Source organism: Serratia sp. CY47280 (genome assembly GCF_052168655.1).
Classification (GTDB): Bacteria; Pseudomonadota; Gammaproteobacteria; order Enterobacterales; family Enterobacteriaceae; genus Serratia; species Serratia bockelmannii.
In genome coordinates, this window is the sequence record NZ_JBJNMG010000001.1 from 1,112,791 (window position 1) to 1,132,234 (window position 19,444).

Below are 19,444 nucleotides of genomic sequence, written 5' to 3' on the forward strand. Positions count from 1 at the left end.
CTAGCCGACCAGGTGGCAAGCCACCTGATGGCCGGGCGCCACGCTGCGCAGCTGCGGCGCCTGTTCGCGGCACTGCGCCGTGGCCAGCGGGCAGCGGGGATGGAAACGGCAGCCGCGCGGCGGGTTGGCGGGGTTCGGTGGCTCGCCGCCGGCCACCCACGCCGGCGCGCGTTGCGCATCCAGCGTCGGCACCGCTGCCAACAAGGCCTGCGTGTAGGGATGCAGCGGTTGGCGAAACAGCGCGTCGCGATCGGCGCTCTCAACGATCTGCCCCAGATACATCACTGCCACATCCTGGCACAGATGCTCCACCACGCCGAGATCGTGCGAGATAAACAGCAGCGTCACCCCTTGCCGTTCCTGCAAATCGGAGAACAGATTGATGATCTGCGCCTGAATCGACACGTCGAGCGCCGATATCGGTTCGTCTGCGACGATAAACTCCGGCTGCAGGATCAGCGCGCGCGCGATGCCGATGCGCTGGCGCTGGCCACCGGAAAACTCATGCGGAAACCGCCCATAATGCTGCGGCGACAGCCCGCAGATCGCCAGGGTATCGAGCACCCGTTCGCGCAGTTCCGCCTTGCTCGCCAGGCCGTGTTGCAACAGCGCTTCCCCAATGGCGTCGCCCACGCGCAGGCGCGGGTTCAGCGAACTGTACGGATCTTGAAACACTAACTGCATTTTCGGCCGCAGGGCGCGCAGCGCATCTTTACTCAGGCTATCCAGTGCCAGCCCTTTGAACATTACCTCACCGGCGGTTTTGTCGTGCAGGCCGAGCAGCGTGCGGCCGACGGTGGTTTTTCCGCTGCCTGACTCACCCACCAGCCCGAAAATGCGCCCCTTGCGAATGCTGAAGCTGACGTCGTCCACCGCCTTCAGTTGACCGGTGGTGCGCCCGAACAGTCCGTCGCGCAGCGGAAAATATTTCTTTAATCCTTTCACTTCCACCAAAGGTTCAGTCGACATGCGGGCGCCCTCCGGCGTTGAGGAAACAGGCGGACTGGCGCTGCGGCGTGCCGTACAGCGGCGGAATGCCATCGCGGCAGCGCGCGGTGGCCTGCGCACAGCGCTCGGCAAACGCACAGTGATCAGGCAAGCGCGCCAGATCCGGCACCTGGCCGGGAATGGAGTACAAACGGCGGAGCCGCTGGCCCGGCACCGGCCGCGAGGCGATCAGCCCCTGAGTATAAGGGTGCCGCGGTTCGGCCAGCACTTCCCGCGTCGTGCCCTGCTCGACGACGCGCCCGGCGTACATCACCGCCAGCCGATCCGCCATCTGGGCGATCACCCCAAGATCGTGGGTGATCAAGATCATCGCCATGTTGTGTCGCCGGCTCTGCTCACGCAGCAGCGCCAGGATCTGCGCTTGCACCGTAACGTCGAGCGCCGTGGTCGGTTCGTCGGCAATCAGCAGCGCCGGACGGCACCCGATCGCCATAGCGATCATCACGCGCTGCAGCATGCCGCCGGAAAGCTGATGCGGATAGCAGCGCATCAGTGCCTCGGCCCGCGCTAACCCCACTTCAGTCAAGAGTTGAATCGCCTGACGCCAGGCCGCTTTCGGCGACAGGGTCAGGTGGCGAATCAGCGGCTCCACCAGCTGTTCGCCGAGGGTCAACACCGGATTGAGCGCGCTCATCGGTTCCTGAAAGATCATCGCCAGTCGGTTGCCGCGCAGATCGGCCATCTTGGAGGCCCGCAGCGACAGCAGGTTTTGCCCTTCAAAGCGAATTTTACCGCCGTCTACCTGCGCCAGCGGCTGCGGCAACAGCCCCATCAGCGCCATGGCGGTCACGCTTTTGCCGCAGCCCGACTCACCGACGATCCCCAGCGTTTGCCCGGCCTGCAGCTCAAGGCTGACCTGCTGCACCGCCCGCACCGGCCCTTGTTCCCCCTGAAACGACACCGACAGTCGCTCGAACGCCACCAGCGGTTGGCTCATCGTGTTACCCCGTTCATTTTCGGATCGAGCGCGTCCCGCAGGCCGTCGCCCAAAATATTGATCGCCACCACGGTGACGAAGATCGCCAGCCCGGGCGGCATCCACAGCCAGGGGCGGCGCTGAAAGTCGATCAGGCTATTGGCGGCGTCCATCATGTTGCCCCACGACGGCGTCGGCGGCACCACGCCCAGCCCAAGGTAGCTCAACGCCGACTCGCTGAGGATGGCGTTGGCCACCGCCATGGTGGCGACCACCACCAAAATCGGCACGGTGTTGGGCAGCAGATGGCCGAAGAGACGCCGCCGGGTAGAGAGCCCCAGCACCTCGGTAGCCAACATGAAATCCCGCTCGCGCAGCGACAGGATCTGGCCGCGCACCAGCCGCGCCAGCGACGGCCAGCCCAGCAGGCTCAGCATGATCATCACCATGTAGATGCGGTAGTCCGGCGACACGTCGAGTTCGGTCAGCATCGCCCCCATGATGATCAGCAGCGGCAGGCCGGGAATGGTCATCAGCAGATCGGCGAAGCGCATGATCAGCCTGTCCGCCACGCCCCCCAGATAACCGGAAAGCGCCCCCAGCACATAGCCCAGCGTTACCGACAGCAGCATCGACACCAGGCCGATGGTCAGCGATATCCGCCCCGCCAGCAGCAGCCGGGTGCAGATATCGCGGCCGAGAAAGTCTGTGCCCAGCCAGTGCGCGCCGCTCGGCGCCTGGTTGATATTCAGCACGTCGCCGGCATCGTCGCGCCACGGCGAAAGCGACGGCCCAATCAGGCACAGCAGCGCCAACAGCACCAGCAACGCCAGCGAAATCATCGCCGGTCGGTGGCGGCGCAAACGTCGCCAGGCCTGAGCGGCGGGCGGTGGCGACAGTTGCGCCAGCGCAGGCAGCTGTGCCTGTCGCCAACGGCGACGGCGGCCGAAAAACAGCGTAACCAACATCGTGTTACCTCAAGCGAATGCGCGGGTCGGCGTAGGCGTACAGAATATCCGCCAGCAGATTGCCGAGAATGGTCAAGGCGGCCAGAAACAGCGTGAACCCCATCAATACCGGGTAATCACGCGCCGCCAACGAATCGATATGGATATGTCCGGCGCCCGGCCAGTTGAAGATTTTTTCGGTGATCAGCGCGCCGGAGAACAATCCCGGCAGCTCGAACCCCAGCAGGGTGATGATCGGCAACAGCGCATTGCGCAGCGCGTGTTTGAGGATCACCGTTTTCTCCCTGAGCCCCTTGGCGCGCGCGGTGCGGATATAGTCCATGCGGATCACCTCCAGCATGCTGGCGCGAAAATAGCGCGTCAGGCTGCCGGCCTGCAGCATCACCAGCGCCAGCACCGGCAACAGCAGGTGCGCCGCCACCTCCAGCGCCCAGGCCAGTCCGCTCGCTTCGCTGCCGGTACGCAACATGCCGCCCGCCGGTAGCCAGTGCAGGTCGACGGCGAACCATTTGATCAGCAACAGGCACAGGAAGAACGTCGGAAACGACATAGCGGCGAACACCGCCACGGTGATCAGATGATCGAACAGCGAATAGGGTTTCATCGCCGAGATCACCCCCACCGCCAACGCGATGCCCCAATACAGCACCATCGCCACCGCCGCCAGCAGGAACGAGTTCCAGATGTATTGATTCAGCAACGTGCTGACCGGGATCTGATACTGCAGCGAAAAACCGAGATCGCCCTGCAGCAAGCGGCCGAGCCAGTGCAGGTAGCGGCTGAACAACGGCTGATCCAACCCATACAGCGCCCGCAGCTCGGCGGCGCGTTGCGCGGTCAAATTGATGTTGCCGTCGATAAAATCGCCGGGCGCCAGGGCGAAAATGCAAAAAATCAGCAAGGAAGCCAACAACAGCATCGGGATAGTCTGCAACAGACGGCGCAGGATAAAGTTTCTCATCGCGGGTTCCATCGCCGCCGCCCGGAATGGCGCGGCGGCGTCAGGGCGTTACGGCGCCGGTTTGACGTTCGGCAGGCTGCCGACCAATCCGTTGTAGATATCCGGTTTAAAGCCGGTGACGCGCGCGCTGCTGGCGCTCAAAATCTCGCGGTTGCCGAGCAGGATCACCGGCGGATCGTCCGCCAACGCTTGATACAGCTGGTGATACAGCGGCTTGCGCTGGGCGATATCCAGCGTGGCATTGGCCCTGGCGATCAGCGCGTCTACCTGCGGGTTGTGATAACCGGTCTCGCTCTCGCTGCTGATGAAATCGCGTACGCCGTCGTGCGGATCGTTCAGCGTACTGGTGCTGAGGGACGCCAGGTCGTAATTGCCCGCCTTGCGCTGCGCCAACAGCGCGTTGAAGTCCAATACCTGCGGTTTCAGCACCACGCCGAGCCGGCGATAGTTATCCTTGGCGATCGGCACCAGCGCGTCGTTGATCAGCTTTTTGGTTACCAGCAGCGTCAGCTCCAGCTTTTTACCGTCTTTCTGCCGGATACCGTCAGCGCCCATCTGCCAACCGGCCTCATCCAACAGCTTTTTGGCCTTATCGAGATCGTAAGCGTAGGGATTGATGCCGTTCGCGTCATAGGCCCAGGAGATCGGCGAAATCGGCTGGTTGGCGACCTTGCCGTACCCCTGGTACACCACGGCGATCAGCTTTTGCCGATCGAGGCCGTAGATCAGCGCCTGGCGCACCCGTTTATCCTGCAGCGCCGGGCGTCTGAGGTTGAAATCAACGCGGCTGTAATCGCTTGAGCTGTAAAGGTTGATATTGGCGAAGCCGAGCAGCTTGAGCTGTTCGATATCGTCCGGTTTGGCGGTAAAGGCGTCGTAGTCGGTCTCACCGGTCTGGAACAGCTGGAAGTTGGTGGCCGGGTTGGTGACGCGGTAGATAAAGCGCGCCATCGGCGGCGGGCCGAGGTAGAAGTTCGGGTTGGCGTGGAAGCGGATCTCCTGCCCCGGCACGTACTTGTCGTAAATATAGGGGCCGTTGCCGAGCGGCTTGCCGTTCAAGGCGCGCACGCTGTCGAGCTTGCCGCGCTGATAGTCTTTGCCGTAGTAAGCCCGCGACAATACCGGCCCGCCAATCAGTTGCAACGTGGTCGCGCCCGGCTGGGTGGTGACGATCTGAATGGTGCGATCGTCGATCACCTTCAGCCCGCTGATGCCGGCGGCGGTACCGTTTTTATACTCGGCGCCGCCCTGGATGTGCGCCGGCGTGATATCGGTGTCGCCGTCATAGGCCGGATCGTGCAGCAGCGTCAGGGTAAAGGCGATATCGTCGGCTTTCAGCGGCGAGCCGTCGCTGTAGACCAAATTCGGCCGCAGCTTAATGGTGTAGGTCAGATTATCGGGGCTGACCTGCCAGGACTCCGCCAATCGCCCTTCTGGCTTGCCCTGGCTGTCCAGGCCGATCAGGCGGCTGAAGATCACGTCGGTTACGTTCTCGTCCCAGCCGTTGGTGAACAGATACGGGTTGAAAATCCCCTGCGGTTCCGAGATGCCCGCCACCACGGTGTCTTTACGCAGTTTGGCGGCGGCCGGCACCCGAGCGGTGTCGCTGGCCGGCGTGATACCTTCGGCCAGCGTTTCCGCCTGAACGACGCCGCTCAGCCCCAGCGCGCAGACCAACGCCAGCGGTGTCAGGCGATATCGCAACAGTTTGTTTAGCTTATTTTTTATTCTTCTCACCCACAGCCCCTCGTCTTCCCGTTGATAAAAATGTGACAAAATTTATCGCAGAGTAATGGGCGGCTGGAGGGCTGTCTAACAACGAAACCGGCATTCCATTGCCGAAAAAAGCATTATGAATTTTTCTGGGGCAAAGCCCGCTGCAAATCGCGGTTCAACCGGTCGCAGCCAGCCCCCGGATAAGTTTGGCTAAGGTTTTGATCGCCTCTTCAAAGCGGTCATTCCATTCAAAAGAGGCGTTGAGGCGGAAGCAGTGGTTGAAATGGTCGCCGGTGGTGAACATGCGCCCCGGCGCGATGCTGATGCCCCGGGAAAGGGCCCGCCGGTACAGTTCCATCGACGACAGCGCCGGATCGAGCTCCAGCCACAGGAAATAACCGCCGTCGGGCTGGCTGACCTTCACCGTCGGCGGGAAATGGTGGGCGATCGCCTGACGCATCGCGCTTTGGCGTTGAGCCAGCAGGCGCCGCAGCCGCCGCAGATGGGTATCGTAGCCGCCGTGCAGCAGATAATCCGCCAGCGCCATCTGGGTCGGCACGCTGGTGGAAACGGTGCTCATCAGCTGCAAACGCTGGATCTGCTGCGCATAACGCCCCGCCGCCACCCAGCCGACGCGAAAGCCCGGCGCCAGGCATTTGGAAAACGACGAGCAGTGCAAGATCTGGCCGCCGCTGTCGAGCGCCTTGGCTGGCAGCGGCCGGTCGGCGCTGAAGTACAGCTCACCGTAGACATCGTCTTCGATCAGCGAAATCTGCCGTTCGCGCAGCAGCTCCACCAGGCGCTGCTTGTTGGCCTCCGGCAGGGTGGCGCCCTGCGGATTTTGGAAGTGGGTCATCAGCCAGCAGGCCTTGATCGGATACTGTTCCACCGCCTGCTGCAGCGCGTCCAGATCGATACCGTCCTGCGGATGCGTGGCGATCGCCACCGCCTTTAACCGCAGCCGTTCCAGCGCCTGCAGCGCGCCGTAAAACGCCGGCGATTCGATCGCCACATAGTCGCCCGGCTGGGTCACCGCCTGCAGGCTGAGGCTGAGCGACTCCATCGCCCCGGCGGTGATGACGATTTCGTCCGGGGCAACCTGCATGCCGCTCAGCGCATAGCGTTGGGCAATGTGCCGCCGCAGCGCGTCGTTGCCCGGCGGCAGGTTGGCCAGCGAACTGTGCGGCGTGAACTTGCGCGCTACGCTGCTCAGCGCCCGCGCCAGCTTCGGCTGGGCGAACAGCGTGGCGTCGGGAAAGGCCGAACCGAAAGGCACGATGTCCGGATCCTTGCAGGCCTGCAGCACGTCAAAAATAAAGGCGTTGATGTCCACCTGCTCGCTCAGCAACAGTTTCTCGCCGCGCGAAGGCTGAGGCAGCGGCTGCGGACGCGCCGCCACATAGTAGCCCGACTGCGGGCGGGCGACGATCCACCCCTGGCTCTCCAGCAGTTGGTAAGACTGCACCACCGTCATCAGGCTTAATCCGGCGCGTTTGCCGCTCTCGCGCAGCGAAGGCAGCTTGTCGCCCGCCCGCCACACCCGGTTCTGGATCTGTTCTCTAATCTGCTGCGCAAGCTGCTCGTATCGGGTCATAACCATTAACTGTTATATGAAAAAGTAAAATAACTGTCACTATTATAGTCACTGTACTTCGTGATTAACTTAACGCCAAGCTTTTCACATAAAAATGACAGCTATACTCAAGAGGTTAATTTATGTTCAACCCTAGGAGGCGCCATGCTGGGTCTTGATGCACTGGAACTCGCCAGAATACAGTTCGCCTTCACCGTGTCTTTCCATATCATCTTCCCCGCCATCACCATCGGTTTAGCCAGTTATCTGGCGGTGCTGGAAGGGTTATGGTTGAAAACGCACAATGAAGCCTACCGTGAGCTTTACCATTTCTGGTCAAAGATTTTCGCCGTTAACTTCGGCATGGGCGTGGTGTCCGGGCTGGTGATGGCCTATCAGTTCGGCACCAACTGGAGCTTCTTCTCCGAGTTCGCCGGCAGCATTACCGGGCCGCTGCTGACTTATGAAGTGCTGACCGCCTTCTTCCTCGAAGCCGGTTTCCTCGGCGTGATGTTGTTCGGCTGGAACCGCGTCGGCCCAGGGCTGCACTTCTTCGCCACCTGCATGGTCGCGCTCGGCACACTGATCTCCACCTTCTGGATCCTGGCCTCCAACAGCTGGATGCAGACGCCGCAGGGGCATGAAATCATCAACGGCCAGGTGGTCCCGGTCGACTGGCTGAAGGTGATCTTCAACCCGTCCTTCCCGTACCGCCTGCTGCACATGTCCACCGCCGCCTTCCTCTCCTCGGCGTTCTTCGTCGGCGCCTCCGCCGCCTGGCATCTGCTGCGCGGCCGTGATACCCCGGCGATGCGCAAAATGCTGTCGATGGCGATGTGGATGGCACTGATCGTCGCGCCGGTGCAGGCGATGATCGGCGATGCGCACGGTCTGAATACGCTGAAACACCAGCCGGCGAAGATCGCCGCCATCGAAGGCCACTGGGAGAACCCGCCGGGCGAAGCCACGCCGCTGATCCTGGTCGGTTGGCCGGACATGCAGCGCGAAGAAACCCGCTTCAAGCTGGAGGTGCCGTACCTCGGCAGCCTGATCCTGACGCACAGCCTGACCGAACAGGTGCCGGCGCTCAAATCCTTCCCGCCGGAAGATCGCCCCAACTCCACCGTGGTGTTCTGGTCGTTCCGCATCATGGTCGGGCTGGGCATGCTGATGATTCTGGCCGGGGTGTGGAGCCTGTGGCTGCGCTGGCGCGGCGGGCTGTATCAGTCGCGTCCGTTCCTGTACTTCATTCTGTGGATGGGCCCTTCCGGGCTGCTGGCGCTGCTGGCGGGCTGGTTCACCACCGAGATCGGCCGCCAACCGTGGGTGGTGTACGGCCTGCTGCGCACCAAGGATGCGGTCTCCGCGCACGGCGACCTGCACATGAGCATCAGCCTGCTGGCGTTCATCATCGTCTACTGTTCGGTGTTCGGCGTGGGGTATTCCTACATGATGCGCCTGATCCGCAAAGGGCCGCAGCCGCATGAACACCAAGAAGACAATACCGAGGGCCGGCCGGCGCGTCCGCTGTCCGCGGTCAACGACACTCTGGACGACAGGAGCTGAACATGGGTATCGATCTTCCGCTGATTTGGTTTGTCATCATCGTGTTCAGCACCATGATGTACGTGGTGATGGACGGTTTCGACCTGGGCATCGGCATCCTGTTTCCGTGGGTGAAAGAGAGCGGCGACCGCGATCTGATGATGAACACCGTCGCCCCGGTGTGGGACGGCAATGAGACCTGGCTGGTGCTGGGCGGCGCCGCACTGTTCGGCGCCTTCCCGCTGGCCTATTCGGTCATCCTCGACGCGCTGGCGATCCCGCTGACGCTGATGCTGATCGGGCTGATTTTCCGCGGCGTGGCCTTCGAGTTTCGCTTCAAGGCGACGCCGGAGAAGCGCCATATCTGGGACAAGGCGTTTATTTGGGGCTCACTGTTCGCCACCTTCAGCCAGGGTGTGGTGGTGGGCGCCGTGATCAACGGCTTCCCGGTAGAAGGCCGCACCTACGCCGGCGGCGCGCTGGACTGGCTAACGCCGTTCGCGCTGTTCTGCGGGCTGGGGCTGGTGGTGACCTATGCCCTGCTCGGCTGTACCTGGCTGGTGATGAAAACCGCCGGTGAACTGCAGGCACGCATGTATCACCTGGCGACGCCGCTGCTGGCCATCCTGTTGCTGGTGCTGGCTGCGGTCAGTGTCTGGACGCCGATCGCCCATCCGGAAATCGCCGCCCGCTGGTTTACGCTGCCTAACCTGTTCTGGCTGCTGCCGGTACCGCTGCTGGTGCTGCTCAGCGCCTGGGGAATTCAACGCGGAGTGAAACGCGGCGCGCACTACTCGCCGTTTATGCTGACGCTGCTGCTGGTGTTCCTCGGCCTGAGCGGACTTGGCATCAGCATCTGGCCGCACCTGATCCCGCCGGCCATCAGCCTGTGGGACGCCGCAGCACCACCGCAGAGCCTCGGCTTTATGCTGGTGGGCGCGCTGTTCATCATCCCAATCATTCTGGTCTACACCTTCTGGAGCTACTACGTGTTCCGCGGCAAGATCAGCCATGAACACGGCTATCATTGAGAAGGGAGGACGCTATGCAAGATAAAACGGCAACCGCCGCTCCGGCGCCCTGGTGGAAACGCATCGGTTGGCTGGTGATCATCTGGAGCGCCAGCGTGCTGGGGTTATTCGTGGTTGCCTCACTGTTCCGCCTGCTGATGACCGCGGCGGGCATGAAGTCGCATTGACGTGGCGCCTTATCTGGACGCGCTGTTGGGAAAGTAAAAAGAGACCACCAGCGTGACCAGCGGCAAGGCGCCGATCTTCACCAGCTCGAACACCTGATTCAGCGCTTCGTTTTTCTCCCAATACGCGTGGGCGGCGAATACGCCCACGCTGACGGCGAATATCCCGCACAGCACCTGGCGTGCCAGGCGCAGCCGCTCCATTTCGTCGAAGACCAAGACCTGCTCCAGATAAACCTGGCTGGCCTCATCGCGCAGATTACGGCTTTCGATGTTCATGGGAAGATCTCCACGACCCGCCCCACCGCTTCAAGCTGTTCACCCTTCTCCCGTACAATGCCAAGAGAAGTACCATCCTGTTTCATCCAGTACTTATCGGCAAGGGTAATCAGTGCAAACGCCATTTTGATTACCTCGGTTTTTTCCATCCCGTGACGCCGGGCGATATCGTTCAGATCATCATCAATTTTGTTCGATAACCGAATCGGCAAGCTGCGCATAGTCCACCTCCTGTGGCCGTTGATTCACAGAGGGAAAGTCTACTGGAAGGGCAAATATCGTTCAATTAGTGAACTGCGTAACGCCTCGCACAATCCGCATGCAACGCTAGTACGGCTTGCGGCCCATCGCGCTGAGGAAGCGTTGCTGCAGACGCAACAGCTCCTCCAGTTCCAGCAGGCGGTAGTCGATGCCGAAACGCGGCGCCACCTCGCCGATGATGCGGCTCAGCGCCGGGTAATGGCGGTGGCTCCAGTGCGGGAACAGATGATGCGTCAAATGCAGGTTCGCCCCGCCGAGCCAGTACCCCAGCCAACGCGGCCGGGTCAGCCAGTCGAAGGTGGTGGCGAACACGTGGTGATACCAGCCGTGCGGCATCGTGCCCTGCGCCGGCGCCTGATAAAAGTTGGCCTTGGCCCAGTGGGTGCCGATGATCAACATCACGAACAGCAAGGAAGAAAGCATTTGGCTCAGCAAATAGACCAGCAGAATTTGCCCGATGCCGATAGCCGGCGGCAGCAGCCAGCATGGGATCGCCAGCGCCAGCAGCAGGTGTGCCGCCTTACCCGCCAGAAACCCGCACCAGCCACGCACGCCCTGCTGCGCCATGCGCGCCGCCACGCGGGTGCGGCCCGCCCTGTCCAGCCAATCGAACAACCAGATGTAGTACGGGAACGTCAGCGCCGCCACCAGCGGCCAATAGTAACGCTGCGCGCGCATAAAGGGGCGCCAGCGCTGGAACGGCGTTTGCCGCAGCACGCCGTTGGCGTCGATGTCGGGATCGTAATGTTCGATATTGTTATGGGCATGGTGGAACAGCACGTGCCGCACGCGCCAACAGTCGGGATCCAGCCCCAGCGGCACGCTCACCAGTGCGTTCAACCAGCGGTTGGCCCAAGGGCGGCGGAAAAACGCGTTGTGCGAGGCGTCGTGCACCACGTTCACCGTCAGGAACATGCCGATAAAGATAAAGCCGAAATAGCAGGCGAAAAACGCCCAGCCGTTTTGCTGCTGCAGGCTCAACCCGTAACACAGGCCGCACAGCGCCAGCAGCAGCGCGACCTTCGCCAGCATGCCGCCGTCGGCGAAACGGTGATCGCCGTTGGCCGCCAGATAATGCTGGGCGGCCTGCATCAGCGCGCGGTGCAACCCGTTGTCGTCGCGCCGATAGGCTAACGGACGCAGCGGTTTCATGGCTGCCCCATCCGCCGCAAGAAGCGCTGTTGCTGCGCCAGCAGTTCGCGATAGCCGATGCAGCGGTACGCCATGCCGTGCCGCTGTGCCACTTCCGCCACCGCGGCGGCCAGCGCCGGATAGTGGCGGTGATTCCAACCGGGAAACAGGTGATGGGTCAGGTGATAGTTCAGCCCGCCGGTCAGATGCTCCAGCCAGCGCGGTTCGGGCTGCCAGTCGCAGGCGGTGGCGAAATTGTGCCGATACCAGCCTTGCGGCATGCTGTCGCCCGTCGGCGCCGGGTAAAACTCGGCCTGCGCCCAATGGGTGCCCAGCAGCAAGAACACCACCAGCAGCGAGGCGCACATCTGGCTGAGCGCGTAAGCCAGCAACACCCAGCCCCAGCCGATGCCGTGCAAGTGGCCCACGATCAGCGGCACCACCAGCACCAGCGCCAGATGCGCGAGCTTGCACAGCACGAACAGCGTCCAACCGCCGCGCCCCGCCAGCACGCGTTTTTCCCGCAGCGGCGTTTTATCGAGCCGATCGGACCAATCGAAAATCCAGGCGATATAGGGCAAGGAGAGCGCGGCGATCAGCGGCCAGTACAGATGCTGATAGCGCATATGGGGCCGCCAGCGCTGGAAAGGCGTCTGGCGGAAAAAGCCGTTCTCTTCGGTGTCCAGATCGTAATGCTCCACGTTGGCGTAAACGTGGTGGTAATCCACGTGCCGCGTACGCCAATAGTCCGGATCGACGCCCAGCGGCAGCGTCACCACCCGCCCCACCAGGCGATTGGCCCAGGGCGCACGCAGGAAGGCGTTATGCGAAGCATCGTGGTTGACGTTGACGTTGAGCAGCATACCCATGGTCACGAACAGGAAATAGCAAAGGAAAAACGCCCATGGCTGATGCTGCATCAGGCTGAGCGCGTAAAACCCGGCGCACAACACCAACAACAGCGCGGCCTTGACCAGCCGCGCGGCATCGGCATAGCGATGATCGCCCGCCAGGCAGGCGTGCGCCGCGCGCTTGAGATCGCGATGAAACGCCTGCTCGCCATCGGCGGGAAAACGCAGCGGCGGCAATGACTCAGCCATGCGGTTCCTCCACGGCGGCCGATGCGGCCACTCGCCCCCAGCCCAGCGCGATGCACAGGGCATGCAGCGCCACGGCGGCCATGGCGATATGCCAATAGCGCTGCGGCCAGCCAAGATAGCCGATAAACAGCAGCGGCATGCCCAGCGCGATCAGCAGCCAGACGGCGCTCGCCCACGGCCGCCCTTCCGTCATGCCGCCCAGCGCTACCGATCCCAACGCCAGCAGCACCAGCAGCGCCATTTGCGGCCAGCTGATGTCGCCGTAACCATAGCCGTATTGGTAGACGTAGCCGACCACCAGCGTGAACAACAGCATGGCGCCGCTGAATACGCTGAGTGCCGAACGGCGGTCGCGTGGTCGGCCCGGCGCCGGGCGCCATGTCAGACGCAAATAGCGCAGGAACGGCAGATTACTCGCCCAGAACGGGTTGGCAGACGGCCTGTCACCGCTGACGCCATAGCTGAACGGCGTGGTCGGCAACGCCGGGCAGAAGGTGCCGAACAGCTTGTCCCAAAAGATAAAGCTGCCGCCGAAGTTCTTATTGGAATACGCCATGTCCTTGACGTGGTGCACCCGGTGGTGCGCTGGCGTGACCAGGATTTTTTCCAGCACGCTCAGCTTCGGCGTCAGCGCATTGTGGTTAAACAGCTGAATGCTGTAGTGAAAAATCGACACCGCGACGAACACCGACAGCGGCACGCCCGCCAGCGCCAGCAGCAAAAAGAACGGGATCGACGTCAGCGACGAATACCAGGAGTTGCGCACCCCCAGCGACAGGTTGAAGTGCTCCCCCTGGTGGTGCACCACGTGTACCGCCCACAGCACGCGGAAGTGGTGGTGCAGGCGATGCAGCCAGTAGAAACCGAAGTCCCACGCCAGCAGGGCGAACAGCCACATCAGCAGCGGCGGCCAGGCGTCCAGCAGCCCCAGGCTGAAATGCGCGGCCACGTAGCCGTAGCAGGTGATCTCCAGCCCGCGGAACAGCCACAGCATGATATGGCCGGAGTTCAGGTTGAACACCAGATCGTGCCAGTTGACCGGCTCACGGCGCCCCCACTGCAGCGCCACCGCCTCGGCCACCACGATGAACAGCATGAACACTATCGGCAACGCCAGATCGCTCATCCCATTTCTCCTTTAACCACGCGCCTGCGCAGGGCCTTTATACGCAGCGCCAGCCCACCGGCGCATAGCGCCAGCAAGGCGCCACCGGCCAAATCGACAAACAAGTGACGGCGCAGCTGCAGAATGGAGAACGCGATCGCCACGCCCCACAGCATCCACAGCGCCGTCCGCATTTTGCGCTCGCCGTCGCTCAGCGCCCACACCGCCAGCACCGTCAGCGCCATGTGCAACGAAGGCAGGCAGTTCTGCGCCGAATCCACCTGCGTTAACGCCGCCAGCAGCTGCGCGCTGATCCCAACGCCATCGTTCTGCGGATAGGCCATGGTGGTCGGCCACAGCAGGTAAACCGCTCCGGCGCCCAGCGCCGTCAGCTGCATCGCCAGCGTCAGCCATTTGATTCGCCGCAGCGGCGCCAGCAAATAGCCAGCCGGGACGATGAGGAAGAACGACAGGTAGAGCCAGATGGCCGCCGGGTTGAACGGGATCGCCCGATCAAGCGCCGACGGCGGCAACAGGGTTCCCGCCCCCTGCAGGCGATCGGTCAGGCTATACACGACCCCGACCGTCCCCCAGCCGAGCAACATGTGCCCTAGCCTGAACAGCGTATTTTTCATGCTTCCTCCGCCTGGCGCACGATGCGCCGCCGCTTGCGATCGAACTGCGGCAGCACCGCCTGCGTCGTCAGCCGCCATTCGAGCCGCTCGGTGGCGATGCCCTGACGGGCGAACAGTGCGATCAGCTGCGCCTGGCAGTGCGCCAATTCCGCTTGGCTGCAATCGGCAATCAGCTCCAGCCGCTGCTCGCCGCGCTGGATCAGGCGGTAATCGCTGGTCAGCGGCAACGCATTGGCGATCGTCCGGCTGCAGGCATCGGCGAACACCGCCTGCGGTTGCCGCTGCGCATCGGGTAACATCAGCTGATCGTCGCGCCGCCCTTCGATACGCGCAATCGCCCGCGTCGGTTGCCCGCATGGGCAGGGTTCCTGGCGCAGCACCAATACATCATCCAGCCGATAGCGCACGATCGGCTGCGTACTGCGGGTAAAGTCGGTGATCAGCGGCGTGAAGTGCAGTTCGTCGATCCACTGCGGTTCGATATGCAAAAACTCTTCGTTCAGATGCAGCGTGCCGTGCGCGCAGGTCGCGGCCAGGAACCCCTCGGTGGCCTGATACACTTCGCCAACCGCCGGAAACACCTGCATCAGCAGGCGGCGATCCTGTTCTTCAAGCACCTCGGCGACCGAGATCACTTTTTTGACCGGCAGCGTCACCTGCCCGGCCAGCACCGCCAGCGCCAGGGCGCGCAGCACCTGCGCCGGCGCCACGATGATGCTGGGCGCCTGCCGTTCCAAGGCGGGCAGATGCGCACTGAACGGCGCGAGCAGATCGTAAAACGCCAGGCTCAGCCAACGGTTGTTCACGCTGTGATAGAGGTTATTGTCCGCCCGCAGAAACAGCGCAACGCGCTCGCCGGCCAACAGCCCGTCCGGCAGCATCTTCGCCAGCATGCCGCCGGCCCACACCTGCTGTTCGCGCGGGCTGACGACAAACACGCCGCGCTGCCCGGAGGTGCCGGACGACAATCCGACGCTGTAGCGCCCGATCTTCGGCGTGAAATCGCGATCCGCCTCGCTGCGCTGCGCGCAGGCCAGCACCGCATCGCGCTGCAGCCCGGCGGTATTCATCCGGTCGAACTGCGCCATCATCAGCGCCTTGTCCATCTGCGGCCATTCGGCGAACGGCCGGCGGCTGAAACACTGAAAATAGGGGCTCTTGCTCAGCACCCGGCGGGCAAAGCCCGTGAGCTGCCGGGCCTGATACGCCTCCAGCGCCGCACGATCGCCAAAGCGCAGGCGTCGGGCGCGAAAATAGTGCCAAAGGGTCATGAAGGGGATCACAGGTCCCCCTCATGACACAGCAAAATGTTGACCTGGCCGCCCGCCCACAGCTGGTTGAGCCGCTCCAGCGTGCGGGTGTACGCCGCCGCGTCGTCCATCACCAGATTGGCCAGGCGCGAAGGCCCGCGCAGCGTCTGGTAGCTCTGCGGCGACCAGGCGGCGTCGCTGGCCAGCAGTGTCCAACCGGCATCGGTGAGGATAAAGGCGCCGATATGGCCGGCCGCATGCCCCGGCAGCGGCACCAGCACGATCTGCCCTTCGCTGCCCGGCAGCGCGTAACCGCGATCGAACGGCGCCAGCAGCGCGGGCAACGCCACCGAGGGAAAAGCCTCCATAAACTGCAGGCGGCTCTCGAAGTCCGCCGGGATCAGGCCGGGAATAAAGGCGCGCTTCAGCGCCGCAAAACCGCGCAGCCCACGGGTTTGCTGCCAGCCTTCACCAGAGCAAATAAAATCGAGTTGGCTGAAATCCTGCAGCCCGGCGATGTGATCCGCGTGAAAATGCGAGACGATCAGCGCCTGGATGTCACCTTCGGTGTAACCGGCTTCGCGCAGCTGGTGTGCCAACGACTCGGCGGGATCGAAATAGACCGGCGTCATGCGGCGGTAAAGGCTGAACAGCCCCGACTGCGTGTGCTGCTGAAAATAATGCGCGTAGCCGGTATCCCACAGCCAGCGGCGCTCCCCTACCTCCAGCAGATAGGCGCGCGCCGGGAATTTGCACACCCGGAACCCGGCACCGCGCAGCGCCATGCAGCCGATATGCGTGCAATAGCCCACTTCAAAAACGGTGACTTTAGCCATGTTGTCCGCCTCCTTGCTGCCGCAGCCACTCGCCGGTCAGGCGGATCCCCTCTTCCATCGAGTAACGCGGCCGATAGCCCAGTTCTTCGATCGCGCGGGTCTGGCTCAGGGTCATGTCGAAATGCACCGCCGCCACGCTGTAGCGCGTCAGCATCGGTTCCTTGCCGCTCAGGCTTGCCCACAGCTCCATGCCGCCGGCCAGCGTATGCAGCAGCGGATAGGGCACGGCCTGCAGCCGGTAGCGCAGCCCCAGCGCCTGGCGCAGCAGCGCATCCAGCATGTCCGCCAGCCGCTGCGGTTGGTGGTTGGTGATGTTGTACACGGCGCCGGACGGCAATCCGCGCTGCCGGCTGGCCAGCTCCATGGCGTGCACCACGTTGGGAGCGAAGGTCAGATCCAGCAACGCCTGCCCGCCGCCGGGCAATCGCAATACGCCGCGATCGCGTTCGAGCTGCTGCAACAGCCGCGGCACGATCACCCGATCGTGCGGGCCAAACAGGCCGCGCGGCCGCAGCATAATGTAGGTGGTTTGCGGATAGATCTTCGCCTGCGCCAACAGGCGCTGTTCGGCCGCATACTTGCTGGCGGCATAGTGATTGGCGAAGCGCCGGGCGCGGTAACCCTCGTCAAGATCGTAATGCGGCTGAAAATCGAAGTAGATTGCCGGCGTGGAGATATGCACGAAGCGGCGCACGCCGCAGCGCCCGGCCGCCTCCGCCAGCTTCTCCGTCGCCGCGGCGTTGATGCGGTGAAATTCCGCCTTGCTGCCCCAGGGCGAAGACTTGGCCGCACAGTGCCACACCCACTCGCAGTCGGTCACCAGCTCCCGGCACTGCTGCGGCGTGGCCTGCGCCAGATCGAGCGCGCAAAACTCGGCGCCCAGCCGACGCAGCGTTTCACCGGCCCGCTCATCGCGGCCCGTGGCGCGCACCTGATGTCCGGCCTCCAGCAACCACTGCGCCGCGTTGCGTCCCAGCCCGCTGGTCGCCCCGGTGACCAGCACCCTCATGGCAGCAACACCATGCCGGCCAGCGCCAGCCCGGCGGCGGTGCCGATCAGCATCACCGGCTGACCGGGATTGAAGCGCCCGGTGGTCGCAGCGGCATGCAGCGCCGTCGGGATGGACGCCGCCACCTGATTGCCATGATGGCGGTAGATGTCGACCAGCGCCTCGCTGGAGACGTGCAGCCGCTTGCGCATATGTTCGAGCGACAGATGGCTGGCCTGATGCGGCACCACGGTGGCGATCTGGGCCAGGGTCAGGCCGCTGGCGTTCAGCAGCCGGTCGAGGTAGCCCTCAATCAGCGCCGACGCCTGACGGAACAGCGGCTTGCCCTGCATATGAAACAGGAAGTCTTGCTCACACATGCCGGCGCGAGGGTTACGACGCGTACCGCCGGCGCGGATCTCGCACAGTTCGCTGCCGGCGGGGTAGGTTTCCACCAGGCTGGCGAGGATGCCGCTGGCGCCGTCGCCGCGCTCCACAATGGCGCAGGCGGCGCCATCGCCGAAGATCAGCGACGATTCTTCGTGCTGCCAGTCGATGCCGCGTGAAGCGAGATCCGCCGAAACGATGGCGATACGCCGATACGTCCCGGCGTTCAACAGCCCCGCCGCCACCTGCAGCGCAGAGATAAAGCTGACGCAGCTGCTGTTGATGTCGAAGCCCGGCGTGCCCGCCGCCAGCCCCGCCACCTTGAGAATATGCGCGGCGGTGCATGGCAGCGCCTGCACCGATATCGCCGAGGCGGAGATCAGCAGGTCAATGGAAGCTGCCGGGATGGCGTGGCGAGCCAGCGCATCTTGCAGCGCAGCGGCAGCGAGTTCGGCCTGGCTGGCATCGTCGGCGGCGTGATAGCGGCAAACGATGCCCGAGCGTTTTTCAACGTAGCCGGCCGGTTTCCCCAGGCGAGCGTCGAGCGTAGAAGACGCCACGCGGTTGGGCGGCAACGCGGCCCCGGTGGCAATGATTTTCAGAGGCAACAGCTCGGGTGAGCGACATTGTGTGGTCATTATTGTTATTGATTAACCTGACTATCCATAAAGCGATTCTCCCGCACGGCACGAAGGCCACGCGGATCATCCCCGGTTTTTATGTCCCAAAATGCCTTTCATCAAGGCGGTATCTCTTGTTATCGGCTACCACGGGCCGACGTCCGTCGGCGGAAGCATAAGCGTAACATGACTGAGATAATTAGTTTACGACAAGGCGGCGAGAATGGGCAGACGGCGGGGGAATTATCGGAATAGCGCCGCCGCTGGCGATCGGCGGCGGCGGGGTCAGGCTCAGCGGCGGTTGCGCACCAGCTGATAACGGCGGGTCAGGTACTCTACCGGCGCACTCCAGATATGCACCAGGCGGCAGAACGGGAACAGCACGAACAGCGTCATGCCCAGCACCATGTGCAGTTTGAAGATAATCGCCACCCCTTCCAGGTGCGCAGAGGCACCGGCGTGGAAGGTCACTACCGCCTGCGCCCAGGCCACCAGCTTCATCATTTCGCTGCCGTCCATATGCTGGGCGGAGAACGGAATGGTCAGCAGCCCCAGACACACCTGCACCACCAGCAACGTCAGGATCATGATGTCGGCGAAGCTGCTGGTGGCGCGCACCCGTGGGTTGGTCAACCGGCGCTTCAGCAACAGCGCGCCGCCGATCAGCGTCATCAGGCCGCAGGCGCCGCCGGCGATCATCGCCAGCTTCTGCTTCACGTCGATCGGCAGGAAGGCCTCATACATCCAGTGCGGCGTCAGCATGCCGAGGAAGTGGCCCGCGAAGATGCCGATAATCCCGATGTGGAACAGGTTGGACGCCAGCCGCATGCCCTTTTTATCCAGCATCTGGCTGGAGCCGGCGCGCCAGCTGTACTGCCCGTAGTCGTAACGCAACCAGCTGCCGATCAGGAATACCGCGCCGGCCAGATAAGGGTAGATATCGAAGAAGAACTGATTCAAAAATTGCATG

20 protein-coding genes are annotated in these 19,444 nt (G+C 63.2%); 3 read left to right on the top strand and 17 right to left on the bottom strand.

Features of this window, described 5'->3' with window-relative positions; translation table 11 throughout:
* The 6 genes from ACJ8J4_RS05455 to ACJ8J4_RS05480 form a co-directional block, all read right to left on the bottom strand.
* Nucleotides 1-969, bottom strand: coding sequence for an ABC transporter ATP-binding protein (locus tag ACJ8J4_RS05455; RefSeq protein WP_025303182.1), 969 nt, complete (start codon nucleotides 967-969; stop codon nucleotides 1-3).
* Nucleotides 959-1,945, bottom strand: a complete 987-nt coding sequence (locus tag ACJ8J4_RS05460; protein ID WP_025303183.1) for an ABC transporter ATP-binding protein — start codon at nucleotides 1,943-1,945, stop codon at nucleotides 959-961. The genes ACJ8J4_RS05455 and ACJ8J4_RS05460 overlap by 11 nt, the downstream gene beginning before the upstream one ends.
* Entirely contained in the window at nucleotides 1,942-2,892 is a 951-nt protein-coding gene (gene opp4C / locus ACJ8J4_RS05465) for an oligopeptide ABC transporter permease (RefSeq protein WP_043143878.1), read from the bottom strand. The genes ACJ8J4_RS05460 and opp4C overlap by 4 nt, the downstream gene beginning before the upstream one ends.
* Before the next feature lie 4 nt (nucleotides 2,893-2,896).
* A complete protein-coding gene (locus tag ACJ8J4_RS05470) occupies nucleotides 2,897-3,853 on the bottom strand; it encodes an ABC transporter permease (protein WP_004934604.1) in 957 nt (318 codons plus the stop codon).
* A 48-nt stretch (nucleotides 3,854-3,901) separates the two neighbouring features.
* Entirely contained in the window at nucleotides 3,902-5,557 is a 1,656-nt protein-coding gene (locus ACJ8J4_RS05475; RefSeq protein WP_252189140.1) for an ABC transporter substrate-binding protein, read from the bottom strand.
* 187 nt (nucleotides 5,558-5,744) lie between these two features.
* Nucleotides 5,745-7,163: an aminotransferase-like domain-containing protein gene (locus ACJ8J4_RS05480; RefSeq protein ID WP_049209027.1), complete on the bottom strand. Its 1,419-nt coding sequence runs from the start codon at nucleotides 7,161-7,163 to the stop codon at nucleotides 5,745-5,747.
* A gap of 144 nt (nucleotides 7,164-7,307) precedes the next feature.
* On the opposite strand from ACJ8J4_RS05480, the gene ACJ8J4_RS05485 reads away from it, so the two are divergent.
* Genes ACJ8J4_RS05485 through ACJ8J4_RS05495 form a run of 3 tightly spaced genes read left to right on the top strand, consistent with a single transcriptional unit; the run spans nucleotide 7,308 to nucleotide 9,885 of the window.
* Nucleotides 7,308-8,708 (top strand): cytochrome ubiquinol oxidase subunit I, encoded by a 1,401-nt coding sequence (locus ACJ8J4_RS05485; RefSeq protein ID WP_016927376.1) that lies wholly within the window; start codon nucleotides 7,308-7,310, stop codon nucleotides 8,706-8,708.
* A gap of 2 nt (nucleotides 8,709-8,710) precedes the next feature.
* The gene (gene cydB, locus ACJ8J4_RS05490; protein ID WP_025303188.1) at nucleotides 8,711-9,718 is read left to right on the top strand and encodes a cytochrome d ubiquinol oxidase subunit II; all 1,008 of its coding nucleotides are present in this window, start codon (nucleotides 8,711-8,713) and stop codon (nucleotides 9,716-9,718) included.
* 14 nt (nucleotides 9,719-9,732) lie between these two features.
* Nucleotides 9,733-9,885, top strand: coding sequence for a DUF2474 domain-containing protein (locus ACJ8J4_RS05495; protein WP_071605360.1), 153 nt, complete (start codon nucleotides 9,733-9,735; stop codon nucleotides 9,883-9,885).
* Nucleotides 9,886-9,894: 9 nt separating this feature from the next.
* On the opposite strand, the gene ACJ8J4_RS05500 is transcribed toward ACJ8J4_RS05495, so the two are convergent.
* The 11 genes from ACJ8J4_RS05500 to narI form a co-directional block, all read right to left on the bottom strand.
* Entirely contained in the window at nucleotides 9,895-10,161 is a 267-nt protein-coding gene (locus ACJ8J4_RS05500; protein WP_033643416.1) for a hypothetical protein, read from the bottom strand.
* Nucleotides 10,158-10,382, bottom strand: a complete 225-nt coding sequence (locus tag ACJ8J4_RS05505; protein WP_025303190.1) for a hypothetical protein — start codon at nucleotides 10,380-10,382, stop codon at nucleotides 10,158-10,160. The genes ACJ8J4_RS05500 and ACJ8J4_RS05505 overlap by 4 nt, the downstream gene beginning before the upstream one ends.
* A gap of 106 nt (nucleotides 10,383-10,488) precedes the next feature.
* Nucleotides 10,489-11,574 carry an acyl-CoA desaturase gene (locus ACJ8J4_RS05510; RefSeq protein WP_049204097.1) on the bottom strand — a complete coding sequence of 362 codons (1,086 nt, stop codon included), beginning with the start codon at nucleotides 11,572-11,574 and terminating at the stop codon, nucleotides 10,489-10,491.
* Complete coding sequence (locus tag ACJ8J4_RS05515) at nucleotides 11,571-12,653, bottom strand: fatty acid desaturase family protein (protein ID WP_025303192.1); 1,083 nt, start codon at nucleotides 12,651-12,653, stop codon at nucleotides 11,571-11,573. The genes ACJ8J4_RS05510 and ACJ8J4_RS05515 overlap by 4 nt, the downstream gene beginning before the upstream one ends.
* Nucleotides 12,646-13,779 (bottom strand): sterol desaturase family protein, encoded by a 1,134-nt coding sequence (locus ACJ8J4_RS05520; protein WP_197836159.1) that lies wholly within the window; start codon nucleotides 13,777-13,779, stop codon nucleotides 12,646-12,648. The genes ACJ8J4_RS05515 and ACJ8J4_RS05520 overlap by 8 nt, the downstream gene beginning before the upstream one ends.
* Complete coding sequence (locus tag ACJ8J4_RS05525; RefSeq protein ID WP_025303194.1) at nucleotides 13,776-14,393, bottom strand: phosphatase PAP2 family protein; 618 nt, start codon at nucleotides 14,391-14,393, stop codon at nucleotides 13,776-13,778. Before ACJ8J4_RS05525 ends, ACJ8J4_RS05520 begins: the two co-directional genes overlap by 4 nt.
* Nucleotides 14,390-15,676, bottom strand: coding sequence for a F390 synthetase-related protein (locus ACJ8J4_RS05530; protein WP_049204099.1), 1,287 nt, complete (start codon nucleotides 15,674-15,676; stop codon nucleotides 14,390-14,392). Before ACJ8J4_RS05530 ends, ACJ8J4_RS05525 begins: the two co-directional genes overlap by 4 nt.
* The gene (locus ACJ8J4_RS05535) at nucleotides 15,673-16,479 is read right to left on the bottom strand and encodes an MBL fold metallo-hydrolase (RefSeq protein ID WP_025303196.1); all 807 of its coding nucleotides are present in this window, start codon (nucleotides 16,477-16,479) and stop codon (nucleotides 15,673-15,675) included. The genes ACJ8J4_RS05530 and ACJ8J4_RS05535 overlap by 4 nt, the downstream gene beginning before the upstream one ends.
* On the bottom strand, nucleotides 16,472-17,488 hold the full coding sequence (locus tag ACJ8J4_RS05540) for an NAD-dependent epimerase/dehydratase family protein (RefSeq protein ID WP_169541327.1): 1,017 nt from the start codon (nucleotides 17,486-17,488) through the stop codon (nucleotides 16,472-16,474). Before ACJ8J4_RS05540 ends, ACJ8J4_RS05535 begins: the two co-directional genes overlap by 8 nt.
* Nucleotides 17,485-18,492, bottom strand: a complete 1,008-nt coding sequence (locus ACJ8J4_RS05545) for a 3-oxoacyl-[acyl-carrier-protein] synthase III C-terminal domain-containing protein (RefSeq protein ID WP_025303198.1) — start codon at nucleotides 18,490-18,492, stop codon at nucleotides 17,485-17,487. Before ACJ8J4_RS05545 ends, ACJ8J4_RS05540 begins: the two co-directional genes overlap by 4 nt.
* Nucleotides 18,493-18,765: 273 nt before the next feature.
* Entirely contained in the window at nucleotides 18,766-19,443 is a 678-nt protein-coding gene (gene narI, locus ACJ8J4_RS05550) for a respiratory nitrate reductase subunit gamma (protein WP_025303199.1), read from the bottom strand.
* Between the last annotated feature and the right edge of the window lies 1 nt (nucleotide 19,444).

Bases quoted from the DNA above. Each gene is read 5' to 3' on its own strand.
- ACJ8J4_RS05455 (WP_025303182.1), bottom strand. From the start codon at position 969: ATGTCGACTGAACCTTTGGTGGAAGTGAAAGGATTAAAGAAATATTTT.
- ACJ8J4_RS05460 (WP_025303183.1), bottom strand. From the start codon at position 1,945: ATGAGCCAACCGCTGGTGGCGTTCGAGCGACTGTCGGTGTCGTTTCAG.
- opp4C (WP_043143878.1), bottom strand. From the start codon at position 2,892: ATGTTGGTTACGCTGTTTTTCGGCCGCCGTCGCCGTTGGCGACAGGCA.
- ACJ8J4_RS05470 (WP_004934604.1), bottom strand. From the start codon at position 3,853: ATGAGAAACTTTATCCTGCGCCGTCTGTTGCAGACTATCCCGATGCTG.
- ACJ8J4_RS05480 (WP_049209027.1), bottom strand. From the start codon at position 7,163: ATGACCCGATACGAGCAGCTTGCGCAGCAGATTAGAGAACAGATCCAG.
- ACJ8J4_RS05485 (WP_016927376.1), top strand. From the start codon at position 7,308: ATGCTGGGTCTTGATGCACTGGAACTCGCCAGAATACAGTTCGCCTTC.
- cydB (WP_025303188.1), top strand. From the start codon at position 8,711: ATGGGTATCGATCTTCCGCTGATTTGGTTTGTCATCATCGTGTTCAGC.
- ACJ8J4_RS05495 (WP_071605360.1), top strand. From the start codon at position 9,733: ATGCAAGATAAAACGGCAACCGCCGCTCCGGCGCCCTGGTGGAAACGC.
- ACJ8J4_RS05500 (WP_033643416.1), bottom strand. From the start codon at position 10,161: ATGAACATCGAAAGCCGTAATCTGCGCGATGAGGCCAGCCAGGTTTAT.
- ACJ8J4_RS05505 (WP_025303190.1), bottom strand. From the start codon at position 10,382: ATGCGCAGCTTGCCGATTCGGTTATCGAACAAAATTGATGATGATCTG.
- ACJ8J4_RS05510 (WP_049204097.1), bottom strand. From the start codon at position 11,574: ATGAAACCGCTGCGTCCGTTAGCCTATCGGCGCGACGACAACGGGTTG.
- ACJ8J4_RS05515 (WP_025303192.1), bottom strand. From the start codon at position 12,653: ATGGCTGAGTCATTGCCGCCGCTGCGTTTTCCCGCCGATGGCGAGCAG.
- ACJ8J4_RS05520 (WP_197836159.1), bottom strand. From the start codon at position 13,779: ATGAGCGATCTGGCGTTGCCGATAGTGTTCATGCTGTTCATCGTGGTG.
- ACJ8J4_RS05525 (WP_025303194.1), bottom strand. From the start codon at position 14,393: ATGAAAAATACGCTGTTCAGGCTAGGGCACATGTTGCTCGGCTGGGGG.
- ACJ8J4_RS05535 (WP_025303196.1), bottom strand. From the start codon at position 16,479: ATGGCTAAAGTCACCGTTTTTGAAGTGGGCTATTGCACGCATATCGGC.
- ACJ8J4_RS05540 (WP_169541327.1), bottom strand. From the start codon at position 17,488: ATGAGGGTGCTGGTCACCGGGGCGACCAGCGGGCTGGGACGCAACGCG.
- ACJ8J4_RS05545 (WP_025303198.1), bottom strand. From the start codon at position 18,492: ATGACCACACAATGTCGCTCACCCGAGCTGTTGCCTCTGAAAATCATT.
- narI (WP_025303199.1), bottom strand. From the start codon at position 19,443: ATGCAATTTTTGAATCAGTTCTTCTTCGATATCTACCCTTATCTGGCC.